Genomic DNA, 21455 nt, shown 5'->3' with positions numbered 1-21455 from the left:
CTTTATTGGATTTTTACCATTTTTGGTAAATTCACGGCTTAAAACGGAAGTAGATTGGAAAAGTATTTAGCAGAGTTAAATGAAGCGCAATTAGCGCCCGTATTGCATCAAGAAGGACCTTTAATTGTTATTGCCGGCGCGGGCTCCGGTAAAACCAGAGTGCTTACTTATAGAATTGCTTATTTAATGAGTAAAGGTGTAGATCCGTTTAATATTTTGTCGCTTACTTTTACCAACAAAGCAGCTCGCGAAATGAAAAGTCGTATCGCGAGTATTGTCGGAAATAGCGAAGCAAAAAATTTATGGATGGGAACTTTCCATTCTATTTTTGCGAAGATTCTTCGTTTTGAAGCTGATAAATTAGGTTATCCTTCCAATTTTACAATTTACGATACGCAAGATTCGCAACGTTTAATTTCTGCGATTATCAAAGAAATGGGCTTAGATAAAGATGTTTATAAATACAAACAGGTTTATTCTCGAATTTCTTCCTATAAAAATAGTTTGATTACCGTAAAAGCATATTTCCAAAATGGAGAACTGCAAGAGGCAGATGCGATGGCTAAACGTCCGCGGTTGGGTGAAATTTACCAAAATTACGTGGACCGTTGTTTTAAAGCCGGTGCGATGGATTTTGATGATTTATTATTGAAGACAAATGAATTGTTAAATCGTTTTCCGGAAGTGCTTCAGAAATACCAAAATCGTTTTCGCTACATTTTGGTAGACGAGTATCAAGATACCAATCACTCGCAATATTTAATTGTGAAAGCCTTGAGCGATAAGTTTCAAAATATTTGTGTTGTTGGCGATGATGCACAAAGTATTTATGCTTTCCGTGGAGCGAATATCAATAATATTTTAAACTTTCAGCGTGATTATGATGGCGTTGAAATGTATCGCCTAGAACAAAATTATCGGTCTACAAAAAATATTGTCAACGCAGCAAATTCAGTTATCGATAAAAATCAAACCAAATTAGACAAAGTGGTTTGGACGCAAAATGAAGATGGCGGAAAAATAATTGTGAATCGTTTGCTAACCGATGGAGAAGAAGGTCGTTTTGTGGCGAGCTCTATTTTTGAAAATAAAATGGAACATCAACTTCAGAATGGAGATTTTGCGATTTTATACCGAACAAATGCGCAAAGTAGAGCGATGGAAGATGCGTTGCGAAAAAAAGATATACCGTATAGAATTTATGGTGGACTTTCATTTTATCAGCGTAAAGAAATTAAAGATGTTTTGGCGTATTTGCGTTTGCTTGTGAATCCGAAAGATGAGGAAGCGTTAAAACGTGTGATTAATTACCCGGCGAGAGGAATTGGCGCGACAACGATGGATAAACTTTCACTCGCTGCAAATCATTATAAGCGTTCCATTTTTGAAGTCATTGAAAATATTGAAAAAATTGATCTCAAAATAAATAAAGGAACCAAAAATAAACTGACCAATTTTTCGAATATGATTAAGCATTTTCAGTTAATTGCTGAAAATAAAGATGCGTTTACCGTTGCTGAAACCGTAGCTAAAAAAACAGGTTTATTACAAGAATTAAAAAAAGACGGTACACCTGAAGGAATTGCCCGAATTGAAAATATAGAAGAGTTGCTTAACGGAATGAGTGATTTCGTGGAAGGACAAAAAGAACTCGCCGATGCCGATGGTTCCTTATCAGAATTTTTAGAAGATGTCGCTTTAGCAACCGATATGGATAAAGATACCGGCGATGAAGATCGCGTTGCGCTGATGACTATTCATTTGGCAAAAGGGCTAGAATTTCCATACGTCTATATTGTTGGAATGGAAGAAGATTTATTTCCTTCGGGAATGAGTATGAATACACGTTCAGAATTAGAAGAAGAACGCCGTTTATTTTATGTGGCTTTAACCCGAGCCGAAAAGCAAGCTTATCTTACGTATACGCAATCACGCTACCGTTGGGGGAAATTAATAGATGCTGAACCGAGTCGTTTTATTGAAGAAATAGACGAAAAGTTTTTAGATTTAATGGTCCCGCAAGACGATTATAAATATAAACCACTTATAGATTCCGATATTTTTGGCGAAGTAGATAAAAGTAAATTACGACAAAACAAACCTAAAAAAGGAACGCCACCACCTGCTCATAAACCTACCGAAGAACAATTGCGGAAAATGAGAAGGTTACGACCAACCGATGCAGAAAAACCAAGTAAAAGTGATTCACCTGCGCTACAATTACAAAGTGGACAAGAAGTAGAGCATATGCGCTTTGGTAAAGGGAAGGTGATTAATATTGAAGGAATTGGTCAAGATAAAAAAGCCGAAATAGACTTTGAAAAAGGCGGACTAAAAAAATTACTTTTACGTTTTGCTAAACTGAAAGTTTTATAGGTTAAAGTTCTGTTAGGCCGAGATTAAGTAAGACTGAAAATTCTTATCTTTTCACTAAAAAATGATAAGAGAAGGAAGTAAAGTTCAGTGGAAATGGGGTAACGGAACCGCAACCGGAAAGGTTGAAGAAACCTATACAGATGAAATCAGCAAAACTATTGACGGCAGTAAAATTACCCGAAAAGGAGAAGAAGGTAATAAGGCTTTACTTATAATGCAAGAAGACGGTAGTAAAGTACTAAAATTAGAAAGTGAGGTAGAAAAACATAATTCAAAAAAGCAGCATTAACAAATGTTAAATTAATGCTATTTTTTTACCAAAAATTGAAAATGAAAGTAATACTTTTATTTTTGTAAGCTGTAATTTTGTTTTTAAGTCACATGCTATCAAGTTTAACGTTAACCATTCCTGAAAATATCTATATCAAAGATCCGCAGTCTTCTAAATTAGGCAGGAGAATCTTAGAGTTTTCAATTATATTAATAGATAAAATAGGGATTGAGGGTTTTACCTTTAAAAAATTAGCCCTAGAAATTCAGTCTAACGAAAGTTCTATCTATCGTTATTTTGAAAACAAGCATATGCTTATGCTTTATCTTGTTTCCTGGTATTGGGGATGGTTGGAATATAAGTTGGTTTTTTCTACAAATAACTTAACCGACAAAAAAGAAGTCTTATGTCGAGCAATAAGCGCAATAACTGAAAATCCTAAAAAAGACGAAAGTTTTGGTTTTATAGACGAAGTTGCTTTACATCAAATCATAATTCATGAATATTCAAAAATTTTTCAGACTAAAGATGTAGATGAAGAAAATCAGAATGGATATTTTATTATTTATAGAAGATTAATAGATAGGTTAAGTCAATTAATTCTTGACTATAATTCAGATTTTAAGTTTCCAAAAATGTTGGCAAATACAATTTTACAAGGAGCGTTAAAACATAATTTTTTAAATCAACATTTTCCGCATTTAACCGATAATAATCAGCAAAATTGCGAGCATATTAAAATCTATTTTCAAACCTTAACGTTTAAATTACTTGATTAAATTATGGCTAGTAATTCAATTTCTCCTTGGAATAAACTTTACAACTTACTAAAGTTAGAGCGCCGCGATTTGTTGCAAGTACTTTATTATGCCGTTTTTGCAGGTTTAATAAGTCTTACACTTCCGTTAGGAATTCAAGCAATTATCAATTTAATTCAAGGCGCAGAAGTTTCTAGTTCTTGGATTTTATTAACTGCATTGGTAACAATAGGAGTTGGTTTAATGGGTGCTTTACAAGTGCTTCAATTAGATATTTTAGAAAATATACAAGAAAAAGTTTTTGCAAGAGCAGCTTTTGAGTTTATTTATAAATTCCCGAAGATTAGAGTTCGCGAACTGGAAAATACATTTCCACCGGAACTTTCAAATCGATTTTTTGATGTACTGACTTTACAGAAGGGATTAGAAAAATTATTGATAGATTTCCCCGCAGCCGTTATACAAATAGTTTTTGGCTTATTTCTATTATCTTTTTATCACCCATTTTTTATTGGTTTAGGATTGCTGTTAGTTATTTTGTTATACATTTTTTTCAAAATCAGTATGAAGAAAGCTGTTGCTACAAGCATTTCAGAATCAAAGCAGAAGTATAAAGTGGCTTTCTGGATACAGCAGGTAGCAGCAAATTTTAAGACTTTTAAGAATACTTCCCACGAATATGAACAACAGCGAAATAACGATTTGGTCCAAAATTATTTAAATGATAGACAACGTCATTTTAAAATTGTAAAAAATCAGTTTAAACAACTGGTAGGCTTCAAAGTAATTATGACGCTAGGATTATTGTTAATTGGTGGTCTTTTAGTTTTATCGCAACAAATGAATATCGGTCAATTTGTGGCTGCAGAAATTATTATTCTCTTAATTATTAATTCAATAGATAAAATAGGTTTTAGCTTAGAAACCATTTATGATGTTGTTACAGCTATAGAGAAAATAGATGAGGTAAGTTCTAAAAAGATCGATAAAAAAGCACGTGTCAGTAATAAGAAAAACACCATTTTTCCAATTCAGGTAGAAGCTCTAGAAGTAGATTATAATAGAGCAAATAGTTTTACCATAGAAAGAGGAGATGTTGTAAATATAATAGGTAAACATTTACATATTTATGAATTATTTCATTTTCTGGCTGCAATGAAAAAAACTCGTAATGGTAAAATTTACTTAAACCGAAAAGAGATTTCCAATATCAATTTAGATGATTACCGAAAGCGTATTGGCTTGGTATTAAATACAAACTATTTATTTGATGGAACTATTTGGCAAAATTTAACCTTAAATAATATTTCGCTAGAAGAGGATGTAATTTATGATTTTTTAGAAGAATTTGGAGTACTTGAAGAAATTAATAGCCTATCACAAAGTGTAGATACACACGTTTTTCCCGGCACAAGATTGATAAGTCACGCCTTAGTACAAAAAATTAGATTAATAAGAGAATTATTGAAATTTCCTGAATTTTTAATGATTGAAGAGGAGTTTATTCTGTACGATCGTGATATAGAATACCTGGTTCAATATGCAGAAACTTATGATTGTACTATTATTTTGGCAAGTAAAAGTGAGCTCAAAGGAAATTTAAGAACCATAACTTTAAATACAAACGGAGATGCTTAATTTATCGAATAGCGAAGTAGATGCAGAGGTAAATTTCTCTAAATATGAAGCCTACTCATCTATAGTAGATAGAAATTTGCATAATTTTATTGCTAAAATTATGCTGGGAGTAGCTATATTTTTAGTCATCTTACTGTTTTTACCTTGGACACAAACAATCCAAGGTAATGGTTATGTTACAACTTTAAGACCGGAGCAGCGCCCGCAAACTATCCAATCTCCAATTCCTGGGAGGATTGAAAAATGGTATGTAAGTGAAGGGGATTTTGTAAATAAAGGAGATACAATTTTGCATATTTCAGAAGTAAAAAGTGAATATTTTGATCCAAATTTAATTGAAAGAACAGATAGTCAGATTAATTCAAAAAATCAATCTGCATCATCTTATCAAGAGAAAGTAAATGCATTAAGAAATCAATTACAGGCTTTACGAAAAGAACAAGGACTTAAATTAAAACAAACAAGAAATAAATTACAACAAGCTCGCTTAAAGATTAAAAGCGATAGTATTGCGTTAGAAGCAGCAAGAGTAAACCAGTCAATCGCGGAAAATCAGTTTGATCGAATTGAATCACTTTACGAAGAGGGGTTGAAGTCTAGATTAGATTATGAAATTAAACAGTCTAAACTTCAAGAGGCTCAAGCCAAAGTAATTGATTTAGAAAATAAATTGCTAACGAGTGAAAATGAGCTGTTAAACGCTCAAATGGAAATCAATAGAATTGAGGCGGAATATGAAAATAAAATCAGTAAAACCGAAAGCGAGGTTTCTTCAACATTATCATCATTAAATGATACAGAAGCACAAGTTTCTAAACTTGAAAATTCGCGAAGTAATTATGAGGTAAGAAGAGGGATGTATTATATAAAAGCACCTCAAGATGGTTACATTAATAAAGCATTAATTTCGGGTATCGGAGAAACTTTTAAGGAAGGTGAAAAACTGGTCAATATAATGCCTTCAAATTATCAGATTGCTGTAGAAACCTACGTAAGACCTATAGATTTGCCATTATTACAAATTGGAGATCATGTTAGAGTTCAATTTGATGGTTGGCCTGCAATTGTATTTAGTGGCTGGCCAAATGCTTCTTACGGAACCTACGGAGCAGAAGTTGTTGCTATAGAGAACTTTATAAGTAGTAATGGTAAGTATAGAGTTTTATTGTCACCAGACCATAATAGTGATTATGACTGGCCAAAGGATTTGCGCGTTGGTTCTGGAGCAAGAACATTAGCCTTATTAGACGATGTGCCTGTGTGGTATGAAATTTGGCGTCAACTAAACGGGTTTCCTCCTAATTATTATAAGAAAAAGGACGAGATTAATAACGATGTATACAAGTCAAATTTGAAAAAATGAAGCAAGTAATTTCACTCTTTATCGCACTTGTTTTTTCTTCAACGCTTATAGCTCAAGAACAGGAAGAGGTTTTTACGCTAGAAGAATTTCTAGCCATGGTGAAAATGCACCATCCTATAGTGGCTCAAGCAGATTTAAAGCTTACGGAGGCTGAAGCAAAACTGTTAAAAGCCAGAGGTGCTTTTGATCCTAAATTATCCGGTGGAGTAAAGGAAAAAAACTTTAAAGACACCGAGTATTATTCGCTTTGGAAGGGGAGTTTTAAAATTCCAACTTGGTATGGGATCGATCTAAAAGCAGATTACGAGCAAAATGAAGGCTTTTATTTAAATCCCCAAAATAAAACACCTGACGATGGTATTTGGAGTGCGGGTGTAAGTATAAATGTATTGCGGGGCTTGTTGTATAATGAACGAATGAATGCGGTAAAACAAGCAAAAATTCTTCAGGAAAAAAATGAAGTTGAACGAAATATTTTAATCAATTCTATTTTAGCTGAAGCGGCCAAGGCTTATGCCGACTGGAAGTTGTATTATGAAAACAAAACTGTTTTTGAGAATTTTTTAAAGAATGCACAAGTCCGTTTTAATGGTGTTTCTAGAACTAGTGAACTTGGGCAAACCCCGGCCATAGATACCGTTGAAACAAAAATATTTTTACGAACACGAAATTTAGATCTAAAACAAGCTACATTAAAACTTCAAAAAGCAAAATTGGCACTTTCCAATTATTTATGGATAGAAGAAATTCCGGTAGAATTAGAAGACCAACTCATTCCACAGGCTTCACAAGAACAAGTTTTTACTAGTTTGGGCATACAAAATTTCTTGGGGAATGCTCAAGATATTTCCGAGCATCCTGAATTACGTTCATTAGAATATGAACTTGAAGTCTATGATCTGGATATACGTTTGGGAAAAAATAATCTCTTGCCAAAAGTAAATCTTGAATATAATTTCTTAACAGAGACAGTAGACGAGCCCAGTTATATAAACACGGCCAATTATAAAGCCGGAATAAAAGTTGAATTTCCACTTTTCCTAAGAAAAGAACGAGGTGATTTACGAATTGCAAAAGTAAAAAGACAGACTACCGCCTATAAATTAGATCAAAAAGAATGGCAATTAAAAAATAAAATTAGGGCTACAGAAACAGAAATTTTAAGCTTACAAGAACAAATTGATATTATTGAAGAAATAGTTGAAGAAAGTAAAATAATGGTTACTTCAGAAAACCGCTTATTTGAAGTGGGAGAAAGTTCTATATTTCTTGTAAATTCTCGTGAAAATAAATTAATAGATGCTCAATTAAAAGAAAATAAAATTCAAAATGAATATTTTAAAGCAGCCATTCAACTTTTTGAAATTTTAAGATTAGATTTATAAAAGACGCAAAGCTCATCTTCTTTTTTTTTCGTAAATTTTCACTCCTAAAAACCAAAACTTATGGCAGAATTGATCAAAATTTATGAAGAAAACCCTTCTCCAAAAGCAATAAAAAAGGTAGTTGATGTTTTAAAAAAAGGAGGGTTGGTAATTTACCCAACCGATACTGTGTATGGTTTAGGCTGTGATATTACAAATAATTCAGCCTTAGAGAAAATAGCAAAAATTAAAGGCGTAAAATTAGAGAAAGCTAATTTTTCTTTTATTTGCGAAGACTTAAGTAACCTTTCAGAATACGCAAAGCAGATCGATAACCAGACGTTTAAAATTTTAAAAAGAAATCTTCCCGGTCCATATACATTTATTTTACCCGGCAGCAATACATTACCATCGGTTTTTAAAAAGAAAAAAACAGTAGGAATTCGTATTCCTGACAACTCTATAAGCAAAGCAATAGTAAGCGCTCTCGGAAATCCTATTGTCTCAACTTCTATAAAAGATAATGATGAGGTTATAGAATACACAACTGATCCGGAATTGATAGCTGAAAAATGGGATAAGTTGGTTGATATTGTTGTGGATGGTGGTTTTGGTGATAACGTTGCTTCTACAGTGATTGATTTGACTACAGGTGAACCCGAAGTTATAAGAAAAGGAAAAGGAGATTTAGCGATTTTCTAATCTCCTTTTTCATTTAACTATTTATAAAGCATTATCTATAATTTCTTGAACAACATCTGGATTTAATAGGGTGGAAGTGTCGCCTAAATTATCGGTTTCTTTTGAAGCAATTTTCCGAAGAATTCTACGCATAATTTTTCCACTTCGTGTTTTTGGCAAATCATTTACAAACTGAATTTTTTCAGGCTTCGCAATGGCACCTATGCTTTTAGAAATTTCTGCTCTTATTTGTTGTTTTAATTCATCAGTAGCCTCTTTACCGTTATGTAAGGTTACATAGGCATAAAGTGCCGTCCCTTTAACTTCATGCGGAAAGCCAACAATCGCACTTTCGGCTACCTTTTCATTTTCATTTATAATATTTTCAATAGGAGCAGTTCCTAAATTATGACCGGAAACTATTATTACATCGTCTACACGACCGGTAATTCTGTAATTTCCGGTAGCGTCACGATAAGCAGCGTCGCCGGAAAAATACATATTTTTATAAGCTGAAAAATAAACATTTTTATAACGCTCGTGATCATTCCAAATGCTTCTGGCAATTGATGGCCAAGGCGCTTTTATAGCCAATCTTCCTTCTGCTTTTTGATTATTGAATTCAATTTCATTTCCTTCCTCATCCATTAAAGCGGGTTGAACGCCGGGCAGCGGAAAAGTAGCAAATGTAGGTCGCGTAGCAGTAATTCCAGCTAAAGGAGAAATCATAATCGCACCGGTTTCTGTTTGCCACCAAGTATCTACGATCGGGCAATTTCCCTTACCAATATTATCGTTAAACCAATGCCAAGCTTCTTCGTTAATCGGTTCTCCCACAGATCCTAAAACCTTTAATGAACTTAAATCGTGATTTTCAACGTGTGAGAGTGGTTGCTTTGCTAACGAACGAATAGCTGTTGGTGCGGTGTAAAAGTGCGTGATTTTGAATTTTTCAACTATTTCCCAAAAGCGACTATAATCAGGATAGCTTGGGACCCCTTCAAACATGACAGTTGTAGCTCCAGCTGCCAGTGGTCCGTAAATAATATAAGAGTGGCCGGTAATCCACCCAATATCTGCGGTGCACCAATAAACATCATCATTTTTTGGTTGAAAAACATTCTGAAAACTATAAGTAGTTCCTACCATATAACCACCGGTAGTATGAACCATTCCTTTTGGTTTTCCTGTGGAACCTGAAGTATATAAAATAAATAGCGGATCTTCAGCATCTACTTCTGCCGGGTCGCATTCAGAATAAGCTTTTTGCAATTCATCGAACCAAAATTTATCGCGTCCTTCTTTCATCGGTGTGGGGTTTACTGTTCTTCGATAAACGATAACCGTTTCAATAGAAGGTGTTTCTTTTAAGGCTTCATCACAAATTGCTTTTAATTCAATCGATTTTCTTCCTCGATAATAATCGTTTGCGGTAATAAGCATTTTACATTCAGCATCGTTAATTCGGTTAGCAATCGCTTTACTGGAAAAACCTGCAAAAACGATAGAATGGATAGCGCCAATTCTTGCACAAGCAAGCATTGCGATTGCTAATTCTGGAATCATCGGCATGTAAATACAAACACGATCACCTTTTTCTATTCCATTTTGTTTTAAAACATTCGCAAAATTGCAAACTTTAATTTGTAATTGCTTATATGTAATGTGGCGAGATTCTTCACTAGGGTCGTTAGGTTCCCAAATAATAGCTTCTTTATTAGGGTGATGTTTAACATGACGATCTAAACAATTTTCTGTAATATTAAGTTTTCCGCCTTGAAACCATTTTACTTCGGGTTTTTCAAAATCCCATTCCAGCGTTTTATCCCACTTTTTTTTCCAATCAAATTTATCTGCTATAGCATCCCAAAATTTTTCAGGGTTTTCTACGCTGGCTTTGTATGCTTTTTTATATTCTGCAAAAGTTTTTAGTTGAAGATTGTCCCTTATATCCATAGAGGTGCTTATATGATTTTTTATTTACTTAAAGTTAAAAAAATCAAGGGGCTTTTCTGTTAAATAAATACGAAAAGTTAACTCTGTAGAACTGGTTTATGTTTGTTTTATTCTGTTTTTTCTCCCCAGGTTAGCATATCTTTTTCTGTCCAAAGTTGTGGGAAAAATTTACGCTGTTGATATTTTGGATGTAAATATTTTTTCCATTCAGATCCACCGGTAGCGGCTTTGTTTTCTCCTTTTTTGTCTAAGTAATGCTGCGCCGTTCTTAGGTGAACTAAAGGCCATTCAACATTGTAATAGTGATCAAAATCTCTTGCAGCGTTAATTAATTCTTTAGAGGGGTTAGTGAATTTTTGAAGTTTTTCGGCTAATGTTTTTCCTTTCATATGATTGGCAAGCCTTATAAAATCATTTAAATATTTTTCTTCAAATAAACGTAGCGTTAAGGTTTTTTTTCCGGTTTTACGGTTGTGTCCGGCATCTTTCCAATAAATATTATCAAAATAATCTTCGGTAGTGGGATTGTCCGGTAGGCGTTCTTTTCCTTTTATATTAACAAGGTTTTCTAAAGGTGTACTGTAAATTTCTAAAAACCGAAATTGAGCACTCTGAAAACCGCTTGCCGGAGCTAAGGTTGCTCTAAAGGTATTGTAGTCGTCATAACTCATGCCAAAACGCATAACATCAAAAGAAGTCATTAATAAATTTGTGTAACGTTTTAAACGCTTCATTTTATCAATAAAAACTTCTTCTTCTAAATCTTCTAAGGTAATTTGTTTCAATTCGTTAATCATGAGTTTCAAAACCAATTCTGTGATTTGATGGTACATGATAAAAATTTCCTCGTCCTTAAAATCGGTTCTTGGTTTTTGTAAAGAAAGCAATGCATCTACGTCTATATAATCCCAATAATTTATAGGTTTTGCTTGAAGTAAGCCTTTTAAATAAGTTTCGGGATTTTCTCCTAATGCTTCATATTTTTTATCCAGTGCAGATAATAGTTCTTTCTTACTCATGAGTTGGGTATATTTCCCACAAAAATATCAAAAACTAATGAACTTTATCTATTCTAATTTAGTAGATTTTATAAAAATAATTAGTTTAAATGATACTTTTATAAGAAGACTTCATTATTTTTCTAGGGGAATTTTGAAGTTCTTCCTATTTTTACAATCTGAAAATTGAAAAAATTATGACAGCAACAAAAACTGAACGAATAAAATGTCTGATAATCGGATCTGGTCCTGCAGGTTACACTGCAGCAATCTATGCCGCTAGAGCCGACATGAATCCGGTAATGTACACAGGAATGGAACCTGGTGGGCAATTAACTACTACGACAGAAGTAGATAATTTTCCGGGCTATCCCGATGGAATTGATGGACCAACGATGATGATACAATTACAAAAACAAGCAGAACGTTTTGGTACGCAAGTCCGCATGGGAATGGTAACCGAAGTTGAGTTTAGTAAGGAAGTTGGCGGAATTCATAGAGCTTGCATTGATAATTCTACTTGGGTAGAAGCCGAAACTGTAATTATCTCTACCGGCGCTACTGCTAAATATTTAGGTTTGCCTAGTGAACAGCGTTTACGAGGTGGGGGAGTTTCAGCTTGTGCAGTCTGCGATGGTTTTTTCTATAAAAATCAACAAGTTGCTATTGTAGGTGGCGGAGATACTGCAGCTGAGGAAGCTACTTATCTAGCAAATATTTGTGAAAAAGTAACCATGTTAGTTCGTAAAGATGAAATGCGTGCTTCAAAAGCAATGCAACACCGTGTAACGAGTACAAAAAATATTGATTTACGTTACAATACCGAAGTAGATGAAGTTATTGGTGAACAAGTTGTAGAAGGTTTGCGTATGATTAATAATGAAACTGGAGAGAAAGAAGATATAGAAATTACCGGTTTATTTATTGCTATTGGTCATAAACCAAATACTGATATTTTTAAAGATCAGTTAGAGATGGATGATACGGGATATTTAATTACTCAAGGAAAATCTACCAAAACAAACATTCCTGGCGTTTTTGCTAGTGGAGATGTTCAAGATAAAGAATATAGGCAAGCAGTAACTGCAGCCGGTACAGGTTGTATGGCAGCACTTGATGCTGAGCGTTATTTAGCTACGGTAGAAAGTGAAGCTGAAGAAACAGAAAAGGTTTCGGCTTAAAAAACTTTCAAAATTTAATCGATAAAAGCTGTCTTTTTAGACAGCTTTTATTTTAGTAATATAACCAAGATCTATTTTTATTACCTGAAGTAAAGATTTTATAAATGCTAATATTCGATTGTCTCTATTTTAATTTGAATTTAAGTGTTTTGTTTTCTCGAGCTATTAGTATTTAATTCATTTCTTTTTAGGTGGTTTATAGAATTCTTCATCGGGAATTACAACAATTTCAACACGCCTGTTTTGCTGTTTTCCTTGAGTTGTAGTGTTATCACTAATCGGCTTTTCTTCTCCATAAAATTTCGTCTCAAAAGTGTATTCTCCAACCTCTTTTAAGGTTTTTTCTAAGTGATTTTTTACACTTTCAGCCCGATTTTTAGATAAAGTTTGATTGTACTCATCGCTTCCGTCTGCATCGGTATGGCCCTCGATTATAATTTCAGCTTTAGGGATTTGTCCTAATCCATTTTTTAAACTATCTAGGGCACTTTTAGCAGTTTCCTTAAGATTGTATTTATCCGTGTCAAAAAGAAGATTTGCCTGTAAGTCTATTTTTAGTACACCTGCAATTGTAGCAATTGCATCAATATCTGCTCCGGGAGTTGGTCCGCGACAGAAAAAATGTAAATCTTTAATTTTAATGTAATAATAAATTCGTTTATAATTTATTTCTTTTTCAGCAGAAGCTATATCCACATAAGACGAACCGCCATGAGTGTCTCCTACTGGATACCAGGTTTTTCCATCTTCAGAAATATGAACTTCGAAGGCTTCTACGGAAGGACCGATTTCGAAAAAATATAAATCTGGTCCATCAATATCTATAAATCCATTGTCTTTAAACTGAACAACTAGTTCTCCGCCACAACCAATAGACACATAATTAGGCTCTAAATAGCGTACGAAGTCTGTTTCTCCTAAGCAATTTTTAGGATCTGCAAATTCTTTTAAAGCTTTTGGAGAACCTTCTTTAAAAGAAATAACAGAGTCAGCAAAGGAAATTTTACCAAGCGGCATAAATATTTCTTTATTTTCACCGACTTTATAGAATTTTTTGAAGTCCATTTCCTCAAACTCTATTTGAGAAAACAATGGAGTAGAGCAGAGTAGAAAAAAGATGAATGTATAAATTGTCTTCATAAAGCCTAAAAATAAAAAAACCTTCTCAATTAAGAGAAGGTTTTCTTGATAAGATGAGACAACTTTTGTTGTACTTTATTTAACTTTATCTACAATTGCTTTAAAAGCATCTGGGTGGTTCATCGCTAAATCGGCTAAAACTTTACGGTTTAAATCGATATTATTAGCTTTTACTTTCCCCATAAATTGAGAATAAGACATTCCGTTTAAACGAGCACCCGCGTTAATACGAGTAATCCATAATGTACGGAAATTTCTTTTTTTGGTTTTACGGTCTCTATAAGCATACAACATTGCTTTATCTACCGCATTTTTGGCTACTGTCCAAACGTTTTTACGACGTCCGAAATAACCTTTTGCTTGCTTCATTACTTTTTTTCTTCTAGCTCTTGAAGCAACTGAATTTACTGATCTTGGCATAATTAATTTGTTTTTTGTAGCAGGCGATTAATTTCTTAATACTTTTTACAGGCCTAACTCCAGGGTTATTAAAATAAAACTTAACCTATTAAACTTCTTACTTTAAACGTAATTGAAGTTTAATGTTATCTTCATCAGACTTATGTACTAATGTACTATGAGTCAATGCAAGCTTACGTTTTTTAGACTTTTTTGTTAAAATATGGCTTTTAAACGCGTGCTTTCTTTTGATTTTACCAGTACCGGTTAACTTGAAACGTTTTTTGGCACTAGATTTTGTCTTCATTTTAGGCATGTCTGTCCTTGTTTTTAGTTATCTCAACTTATTATTTTCACGAGAAATCTCGTTTATTTTGATTTTCTTGGCGCCATAAACATGGTCATACGCTTTCCTTCTAGCTTAGGCATTTGTTCTACCTTACCAACTTCTTCTAAATCGGTAGCAAGGCGAAGTAATAAAATTTCACCTTTATCTTTAAAGACAATAGAACGACCTTTGAAAAAGACATAAGCTTTAAGCTTTGCTCCTTCTTCTAAGAATTTTTGTGCGTGGTTCTTTTTAAATTCATAATCATGATCATCTGTATTAGGACCAAATCGAATTTCTTTAACCACTACCTTAGAAGCTTTTGCTTTCATGGCTTTTTCACGTTTCTTTTGTTCATAAAGAAACTTTTTATAGTCCATGGCCTTAACAACAGGCGGTTTAGCATTTGGAGAAATTTCTACCAAATCTAAGCCTAATTCTTCAGCAATAGATAAGGCTTTTCTAGTTGGGTAAACACCCATCTCTACATTATCTCCTACTAAGCGAACTTCATTCACACGAATTTTATCGTTAATTCTGTGCGGATCCTCCTTTTTCTGTCTAAATGAATTCTTGGATTTTTTTCTACGTATTGCTATGACTATATAATTTTAAATTAAACTTCAAATGTTTTTAAACTTTGGCTAATTTCTGTATTAATGATTTCTGCAAATTGCTCAACGCTCATTGTGCCTAAATCTTCACCACCGTGTTTACGTACAGAAATGATGCCATTTTGCTCTTCTTTCTCACCAACAATGACCATATATGGTATCTTGTTGACTTCGGCTTCACGAATTTTCTTACCCATGGTCTCATTTCGATTGTCCGATACGCCGCGAATTTCGTGATTTTCTAGTGAATTTAAAACTTTTTTTGTATAATTTTCATATTTCTCACTCAAAGACAGAATTATAGTTTGCTCTGGCATTAGCCATAATGGGAAATTTCCACCAGTATGTTCCAGTAAAATTGCCACAAAGCGTTCCATACTTCCAAAAGGAGCACGGTGTATCATTACAGGGCGATGCATTTCATTATCACTACCTTTATAGGTTAAATCGAAACGTTCAGGTAAATTGTAATCTACTTGTATAGTTCCTAATTGCCAGCTTCTTCCTAGAGCATCTTTTACCATGAAGTCTAATTTAGGACCATAAAATGCTGCTTCACCTGTTTCAATTATATAATTTAAATTCTTTTCTTTTGCGGCATTAATAATTGCATTTTCTGCTTTCTCCCAATTTTCATCGGAGCCGATGTACTTTTCTTTATTATCTGGATCTCTTAATGAAACTTGTGCCGTAAAGTTTTCGAAACCTAAGGAACCGAAAACATATAATACTAAATCAATTACTTTTTTAAACTCATCATCTAATTGATCTGGTGTGCAAAAAATATGGGCATCATCTTGAGTGAAACCTCTTACACGGGTTAATCCATGTAATTCACCACTTTGCTCGTAACGATAAACGGTACCAAATTCGGCAAAGCGTTTTGGTAAATCACGATAACTCCAAGAACTTGCATTGTATATTTCGCAGTGGTGAGGGCAGTTCATCGGTTTTAATAAAAACTCTTCATCTTCACTTGGTGTTTTTATTGGTTGAAAACTGTCTTCGCCATATTTTGCATAGTGACCAGAAGTTACGTACAATTCTTTTTGACCAATATGTGGTGAAACGACTTGCTCGTAACCTGCTTTTTGTTGCGCTTTTTTAAGGAAATTTTCTAATCGTTCTCTTAATGCAGCACCTTTTGGCAGCCAAAGTGGTAAACCTTGTCCGACTTTTTGAGAAAATGTAAAGAGTTGTAATTCTTTACCAAGTTTTCTATGGTCACGCTTTTTTGCTTCTTCTAAAAGAACTAAATATTCTTTTAATTCTTTTTGCTTTGGAAAAGAGACACCGTAAACACGCGTTAACTGTGGATTGTTTTCATCTCCGCGCCAATACGCACCGGCAACGCTCATTAACTTTACCGCTTTAATAATTCCGGTATTTGGTATATGACCACCTCTACACAAGTCTGTAAAGTTAGCATGATCACAAAATGTAATATCTCCGTCTTCTAAGTTCTCAATTAATTCAACTTTGTAAGGATTTTTTTCTTCTTTATAGAAATTTAAAGCATCTGCTTTTGAAACTTCTCGCATTTCAAATTCGTGCTTTTGGCGCGAGATTTCTAGCATTTTATCTTCAATTTTTTTGAAGTCATTTTCAGAAATTTTATGCTCGCCAAAATCTACATCGTAATAAAAACCAGTATCGATTGCAGGACCAATGGTAAGTTTTACACCAGGGTACAATTCTTGAATTGCTTGCGCTAAAACGTGAGCAGAACTATGCCAAAATGCTTTTTTGCCCTCATCATCTTTCCAAGTGAACAACACTAAAGATCCATCTGTTTGTAATGGGGTTTTAGTCTCAACGGTTTGCCCGTTGAATTTTGCAGAAATAACATTTCTAGCCAAGCCTTGACTTATGCTTTGGGCTACTTCTAAAACGGTTGTTCCGTTTTCAAACTCTTTGATGCTGCCATCTGGCAAAGTAATTTTGATCATGCGTCTAGTTTAAGTGGCAAAGATAAAAGGATAATTTTTCTTTACAAGCAACAAAAGTGCTTAAATATTGTTTTTATTGCTCGATTTTTATGGCAGTTTTTGGTACAGAAAATTCTCCTTCTGATACTTCTTTTAAACTGATATTTTTAATGAGTGCTTCCCCAATGGGTTTTCCGTAAATTCCTTTTTCTTCACTCCAATTAAAAAATTTCCAATAATTGGAGAAAGGTATACCGTCTACTGTAATATAGTTTTCGTATACAATTGCGTGTGGGTTCTTTTCGGCTTTTTCTATATCTTTACCAAAGGTTACAATGTAGGCCGCTGCTTTTAGTAAGTTTGTATTTTTATCAGCATAAACTACATACCAATCATCTGGGGCGTCGCCTATGTTTTGCTGAAAGCTTAATTTAGCTGAATTGTATTTTTTTTCATTTAATTCACGTTCTTTTTTATTTTTCCAAACAGTTCCTGGGTCGGTTAATTTATGTGGCATCATAAAAAAATAAGACCAAGTAAAAATATCAAATCGAGCACCGGAATAATTGGTGACTTCTGGGTAGAGATAAACTTCTTTACCATCAAAAATTATTGTAGTACCGTCATCTTTTTTAATTTTAATCTTTCCGGAATTTGTGAGTTGTGTAATGGTAGCATTTAATCTTTCTTCTCCGCCAAAATTTAAATCGATATGAAAAGAAACTGCTTGCTTTTTTGCAAAGGATTTTTTTTCGTGTGTTTTTTCAATTTTTTCAGCGAAGGCAACCGCTTCTTTATCACTTTTTATTTTTTTAGGTTCGTTTTGACAAGCACTAAGGAATATTGAAAAGCTGAAGAATATAAAGTAGATTTTTTTCATGATTTAAAAGTGTAATAAATTTAATGTTTTATATCTTCAAATATAGAAAAGCTTGTCATATTTAAACCTTATTTCGATTAGTATATTCTAAAAGAGTTTTTAAAGATAATAATTGATATAGGGAGTAAAATGATTTTTTATATTAAATAAAATAAGGATTTTAAAGCTATACTTTTAAACTCGTAGCTTATGCTTATCTTTGTGCGCTTTAAACCATAATATGAAATTTAAACTCCAAGCTAAAGATCCTAATAGCAGTGCAAGAGCTGCAAGTATAACCACAGATCACGGCACAATAGAAACTCCTATTTTTATGCCTGTTGGTACAGTTGCTACAGTAAAGGGAGTTCATCAAAAAGAACTAAAAGAAGAAATAAATCCTGATATAATTTTAGGGAATACTTATCATTTATATCTACGTCCTAAAACTGATATCTTAAGAAAAGCTGGGGGTTTACATAAATTCATGAATTGGGACCGGAATATCTTGACAGATAGTGGCGGGTACCAAGTTTACTCGCTCTCGGCCAATAGAAAAATAAAAGAAGAAGGCGTTAAGTTTAAATCGCATATAGATGGTTCATATCACTTTTTTACGCCCGAGAATGTTATGGAAGTTCAGCGAGAAATAGGAGCCGATATAATTATGGCTTTTGATGAATGTACACCATACCCGTGCGATTATAAATATGCAAAACGATCTATGCATATGACACATCGTTGGCTAGATAGATGTATAAATCATTTTGAAAAAACATCTCCACTTTATGGATATGAACAGACACTTTTTCCGATAGTTCAAGGAAGTACATATAAAGATCTTCGTGAACAATCAGCTGAATACATTGCAAATGCTGGTGCAGAAGGAAATGCAATTGGTGGGCTTTCAGTTGGAGAACCTGCTGAAGAAATGTATGCTATGACAGAGGTTGTAACAAACATATTACCTGAAGACAAACCACGTTATTTAATGGGCGTTGGTACCCCAATTAATTTATTAGAAAATATTGCATTAGGTGTAGATATGTTTGATTGCGTAATGCCAACAAGAAATGGTAGAAATGGAATGTTATTTACTGCTCACGGAACTATAAATATAAAGAATAAAAAATGGGAAGACGATTTTTCTCCTATAGATGAAATGGGAATTACATGGGTAGATACAGAGTATTCTAAAGCGTATGTAAGACATTTATTTACTGTAAACGAAATGCTTGGCAGGCAAATTGCTACTATTCATAATCTTGGTTTTTATCTTTGGTTGGTTAGAGAGGCTAGAAAACATATTTTAGCTGGAGATTTTAGAACCTGGAAAGATAAAATGGTTAAACAAATGGATAAACGTTTATAGTTTGAAAATATTAGATTGGTACATATTAAAACGCTATTTGGGTACATTTACTATGTTGCTTTTACTTTTTATTCCTATTGGAATTACAGTAAATTTAGCTGAAAAAATTGATAAGATTTTTGAAAAAGATGTTCCTTTTATAGAGGTAGTTTATTATTATATAGACTTTACGGTCTATTTTGCCAATTTACTATTTCCATTATTCTTATTTTTATCAGTAATTTGGTTTACTTCAAAACTTGCTAATAATACAGAAATTATTGCTTTTTTAAGTTCCGGTGTTTCATTTAATAGATTTTTACGGCCTTATATTATTGGTGCAACTATAGTTTGTGTTGCTGCCTTAATTATGAGTATGTATTTAGCGCCTGAAGCTAACGAAGGTTATAATGAGTTTAAATATAAGTATTTAAAACACGAGGATGTACAAGAAACTAAAGATGTCTATAGGCAGATAAATGATAATGAATATATTTATGCTACACATTTTCGACCAAAGCAACACACAGCAAATAATTTTACCTTAGAACATTTTGAAGGAAATCAGTTAAAATTTAAAATCAAAGCAGATCGATTACAATTTAATGAAGAAGACAGTTCTTATACACTTATTCGTTATGAAAAAAGATTTGTGGGTGCTCGCGGAGATAAGCTGATTTCTAAAACTAAATTAGATACAATTTTACCATTCGAGTTTGATGCATTAACACCGGTTTCTTACATCGCAGAAACCCTGAATTATGCTGAATTAGATGATTTTATCGAACAAGAAAAACGTCGTGGCTCCGCCAATATTAATCGTTACCAAGTAGTTGCATATAAACGATTAAGTTTGCCTGTTTCTGCTTATATTCTTACTATAATAGCAGTGTCAGTTTCCGCGATGAAACGCAGAGGCGGGATGGGTGTAAATTTAGCGGTAGGAATCTCTATTGCCTTTATCTTTGTCTTTTTCGATAAAGTATTTGGTACTATTGCAGAGCAATCAACTTTTTCACCGCTATTAGCGGTTTGGTTTCCAAATATCGTTTTTGGAGTATTAGCTGTTATATTACTACGTAAAGCAAGACGATAATTTCTTAAATAAATAGTTAAGATCTTTTTAGAATTTAATGGATCCAATTTTTTTAAAAAATTAAACTGAAGCGAGAAAACAACTAGAGAAGTTTTATATATTTGTAAGCTATAAAAACAAAAGCTATAGCCAAGTTATGGAATATTTAGATTTTGAATTACCGATAAAAGATTTACAAGAACAATATACAAAAGCTTGTAAAATAGGAGAAGATAGTGAAGTTGATGTATCTGAAACCTGCAAGCAAATAGAAAAGAAACTAAAAGAAACTAAAAAGGAAATATATAAAAACCTAACTGCTTGGCAACGTGTTCAGCTTTCAAGACATCCAAACAGGCCTTATACTTTAGATTATATAAAGGCACTTTGCGGCGATACCTTTTTAGAACTTCATGGCGATAGAAATGTTGCTGATGATAAAGCAATGGTCGGTGGTTTAGGAAAAGTTGATGGTCAAAGCTTTATGATTGTCGGTCAACAAAAAGGATATAATACTAAAACACGTCAATACCGAAATTTTGGAATGGCTAGTCCAGAAGGTTATCGTAAAGCATTACGCTTAATGAAATCTGCTGAAAAGTTTAATCTTCCTGTACTTACATTTATAGACACACCCGGAGCTTATCCCGGTTTAGAAGCAGAAGAAAGAGGTCAAGGAGAAGCGATTGCTCGTAATATTTTAGAAATGACACGTCTTAAAGTTCCTATAATTGTTGTTGTAATTGGAGAAGGAGCTAGTGGTGGAGCATTAGGAATTGGTGTAGGAGATAAGGTAATGATGCTAGAAAATTCTTGGTACTCTGTGATTTCTCCAGAAAACTGTTCATCAATTCTATGGCGCAGTTGGGATCATAAAGAACAAGCTGCAGAAGCTTTAAAGCTTACCGCAAAAGATGCTAAACGTCTTAAAGTAATAGACTCTATTATAAAAGAACCTTTAGGTGGAGCGCATAGTAGTAAAGAGGAAATGTTTAAAACACTTTCTAAAGTAGTTTCCGAATCTTATAATGAGCTTAAAAACTTATCACCAGAAGAATTAGTAGAAACTAGAATGGAAAAATATTTAAACATGGGAGTGTTTAAAGGCTAGATCCGCTGAATCCATAACATTTAAAAAATCCGAAGTTTTTTACTTCGGTTTTTTTATGCTTATC

General features: G+C 33.5%; 19 protein-coding genes. 11 read left to right on the top strand and 8 right to left on the bottom strand.

Translation table 11 applies throughout. The annotated features are described in order from the left end of the window. Positions 1-54 precede the first annotated feature (54 nt). The 7 genes from D9R05_RS07610 to D9R05_RS07580 all read left to right on the top strand — a co-directional run bounded on the left by D9R05_RS07610 (position 55) and on the right by D9R05_RS07580 (position 8472). Positions 55-2376 (top strand): ATP-dependent helicase, encoded by a 2322-nt coding sequence (locus D9R05_RS07610; protein WP_121666626.1) that lies wholly within the window; start codon positions 55-57, stop codon positions 2374-2376. Between the two features lie 61 nt (positions 2377-2437). Then, positions 2438-2665 (top strand): hypervirulence associated TUDOR domain-containing protein, encoded by a 228-nt coding sequence (locus tag D9R05_RS07605; protein WP_121666625.1) that lies wholly within the window; start codon positions 2438-2440, stop codon positions 2663-2665. 92 nt (positions 2666-2757) lie between these two features. Then, positions 2758-3426 carry a TetR/AcrR family transcriptional regulator gene (locus D9R05_RS07600; protein WP_121666713.1) on the top strand — a complete coding sequence of 223 codons (669 nt, stop codon included), beginning with the start codon at positions 2758-2760 and terminating at the stop codon, positions 3424-3426. Between the two features lie 3 nt (positions 3427-3429). Then, positions 3430-5043 carry an ABC transporter transmembrane domain-containing protein gene (locus D9R05_RS07595; RefSeq protein WP_121666624.1) on the top strand — a complete coding sequence of 538 codons (1614 nt, stop codon included), beginning with the start codon at positions 3430-3432 and terminating at the stop codon, positions 5041-5043. Next, positions 5036-6406, top strand: a complete 1371-nt coding sequence (locus D9R05_RS07590; RefSeq protein ID WP_121666623.1) for an HlyD family secretion protein — start codon at positions 5036-5038, stop codon at positions 6404-6406. The genes D9R05_RS07595 and D9R05_RS07590 overlap by 8 nt, the downstream gene beginning before the upstream one ends. Then, a complete protein-coding gene (locus D9R05_RS07585; RefSeq protein WP_121666622.1) occupies positions 6403-7791 on the top strand; it encodes a TolC family protein in 1389 nt (462 codons plus the stop codon). Before D9R05_RS07590 ends, D9R05_RS07585 begins: the two co-directional genes overlap by 4 nt. A gap of 60 nt (positions 7792-7851) precedes the next feature. Then, on the top strand, positions 7852-8472 hold the full coding sequence (locus tag D9R05_RS07580) for an L-threonylcarbamoyladenylate synthase (protein WP_121666621.1): 621 nt from the start codon (positions 7852-7854) through the stop codon (positions 8470-8472). 21 nt (positions 8473-8493) lie between these two features. On the opposite strand, the gene acs is transcribed toward D9R05_RS07580, so the two are convergent. Then, positions 8494-10407, bottom strand: a complete 1914-nt coding sequence (acs, locus tag D9R05_RS07575; RefSeq protein ID WP_121666620.1) for an acetate--CoA ligase — start codon at positions 10405-10407, stop codon at positions 8494-8496. 107 nt (positions 10408-10514) lie between these two features. Continuing rightward, the gene (locus D9R05_RS07570; RefSeq protein ID WP_121666619.1) at positions 10515-11426 is read right to left on the bottom strand and encodes a tryptophan 2,3-dioxygenase family protein; all 912 of its coding nucleotides are present in this window, start codon (positions 11424-11426) and stop codon (positions 10515-10517) included. A 176-nt stretch (positions 11427-11602) separates the two neighbouring features. Between D9R05_RS07570 and trxB the strand changes: the two genes are divergently transcribed. Beyond that, positions 11603-12586 carry a thioredoxin-disulfide reductase gene (trxB, locus tag D9R05_RS07565; RefSeq protein WP_121666618.1) on the top strand — a complete coding sequence of 328 codons (984 nt, stop codon included), beginning with the start codon at positions 11603-11605 and terminating at the stop codon, positions 12584-12586. Positions 12587-12763: 177 nt separating this feature from the next. Here the strand turns inward: trxB and D9R05_RS07560 are convergent, their stop codons facing one another. From D9R05_RS07560 to D9R05_RS07535, 6 genes are all read right to left on the bottom strand, one after another. Continuing rightward, positions 12764-13726 carry an OmpA family protein gene (locus tag D9R05_RS07560; protein ID WP_121666617.1) on the bottom strand — a complete coding sequence of 321 codons (963 nt, stop codon included), beginning with the start codon at positions 13724-13726 and terminating at the stop codon, positions 12764-12766. A gap of 75 nt (positions 13727-13801) precedes the next feature. Beyond that, positions 13802-14146 (bottom strand): 50S ribosomal protein L20, encoded by a 345-nt coding sequence (gene rplT, locus D9R05_RS07555; protein WP_121666616.1) that lies wholly within the window; start codon positions 14144-14146, stop codon positions 13802-13804. Positions 14147-14243: 97 nt separating this feature from the next. Next, positions 14244-14441: a 50S ribosomal protein L35 gene (gene rpmI, locus D9R05_RS07550; RefSeq protein ID WP_121666615.1), complete on the bottom strand. Its 198-nt coding sequence runs from the start codon at positions 14439-14441 to the stop codon at positions 14244-14246. A 53-nt stretch (positions 14442-14494) separates the two neighbouring features. Next, the gene (gene infC / locus D9R05_RS07545) at positions 14495-15046 is read right to left on the bottom strand and encodes a translation initiation factor IF-3 (protein ID WP_162984926.1); all 552 of its coding nucleotides are present in this window, start codon (positions 15044-15046) and stop codon (positions 14495-14497) included. A gap of 23 nt (positions 15047-15069) precedes the next feature. Continuing rightward, a complete protein-coding gene (thrS, locus tag D9R05_RS07540) occupies positions 15070-17016 on the bottom strand; it encodes a threonine--tRNA ligase (protein ID WP_121666613.1) in 1947 nt (648 codons plus the stop codon). A gap of 73 nt (positions 17017-17089) precedes the next feature. Next, positions 17090-17875 (bottom strand): DUF6503 family protein, encoded by a 786-nt coding sequence (locus tag D9R05_RS07535; protein WP_121666612.1) that lies wholly within the window; start codon positions 17873-17875, stop codon positions 17090-17092. Between the two features lie 220 nt (positions 17876-18095). Here D9R05_RS07535 and tgt point away from each other — a divergent pair, with 220 nt between their 5' ends. From tgt to D9R05_RS07520, 3 genes are all read left to right on the top strand, one after another. Next, positions 18096-19226, top strand: coding sequence for a tRNA guanosine(34) transglycosylase Tgt (tgt, locus tag D9R05_RS07530; RefSeq protein ID WP_121666611.1), 1131 nt, complete (start codon positions 18096-18098; stop codon positions 19224-19226). Position 19227: 1 nt separating this feature from the next. Beyond that, positions 19228-20301 (top strand): LptF/LptG family permease, encoded by a 1074-nt coding sequence (locus tag D9R05_RS07525; RefSeq protein WP_121666610.1) that lies wholly within the window; start codon positions 19228-19230, stop codon positions 20299-20301. Positions 20302-20437: 136 nt separating this feature from the next. Next, positions 20438-21391: an acetyl-CoA carboxylase carboxyltransferase subunit alpha gene (locus D9R05_RS07520; protein ID WP_121666609.1), complete on the top strand. Its 954-nt coding sequence runs from the start codon at positions 20438-20440 to the stop codon at positions 21389-21391. Positions 21392-21455: the final 64 nt, after the last annotated feature.

This window comes from Mesonia aquimarina, assembly GCF_003667275.1.
GTDB classification, from domain to species: domain Bacteria; phylum Bacteroidota; class Bacteroidia; order Flavobacteriales; family Flavobacteriaceae; genus Mesonia; species Mesonia aquimarina.
This window is presented reverse-complemented; position numbering and strand designations above follow the sequence as displayed.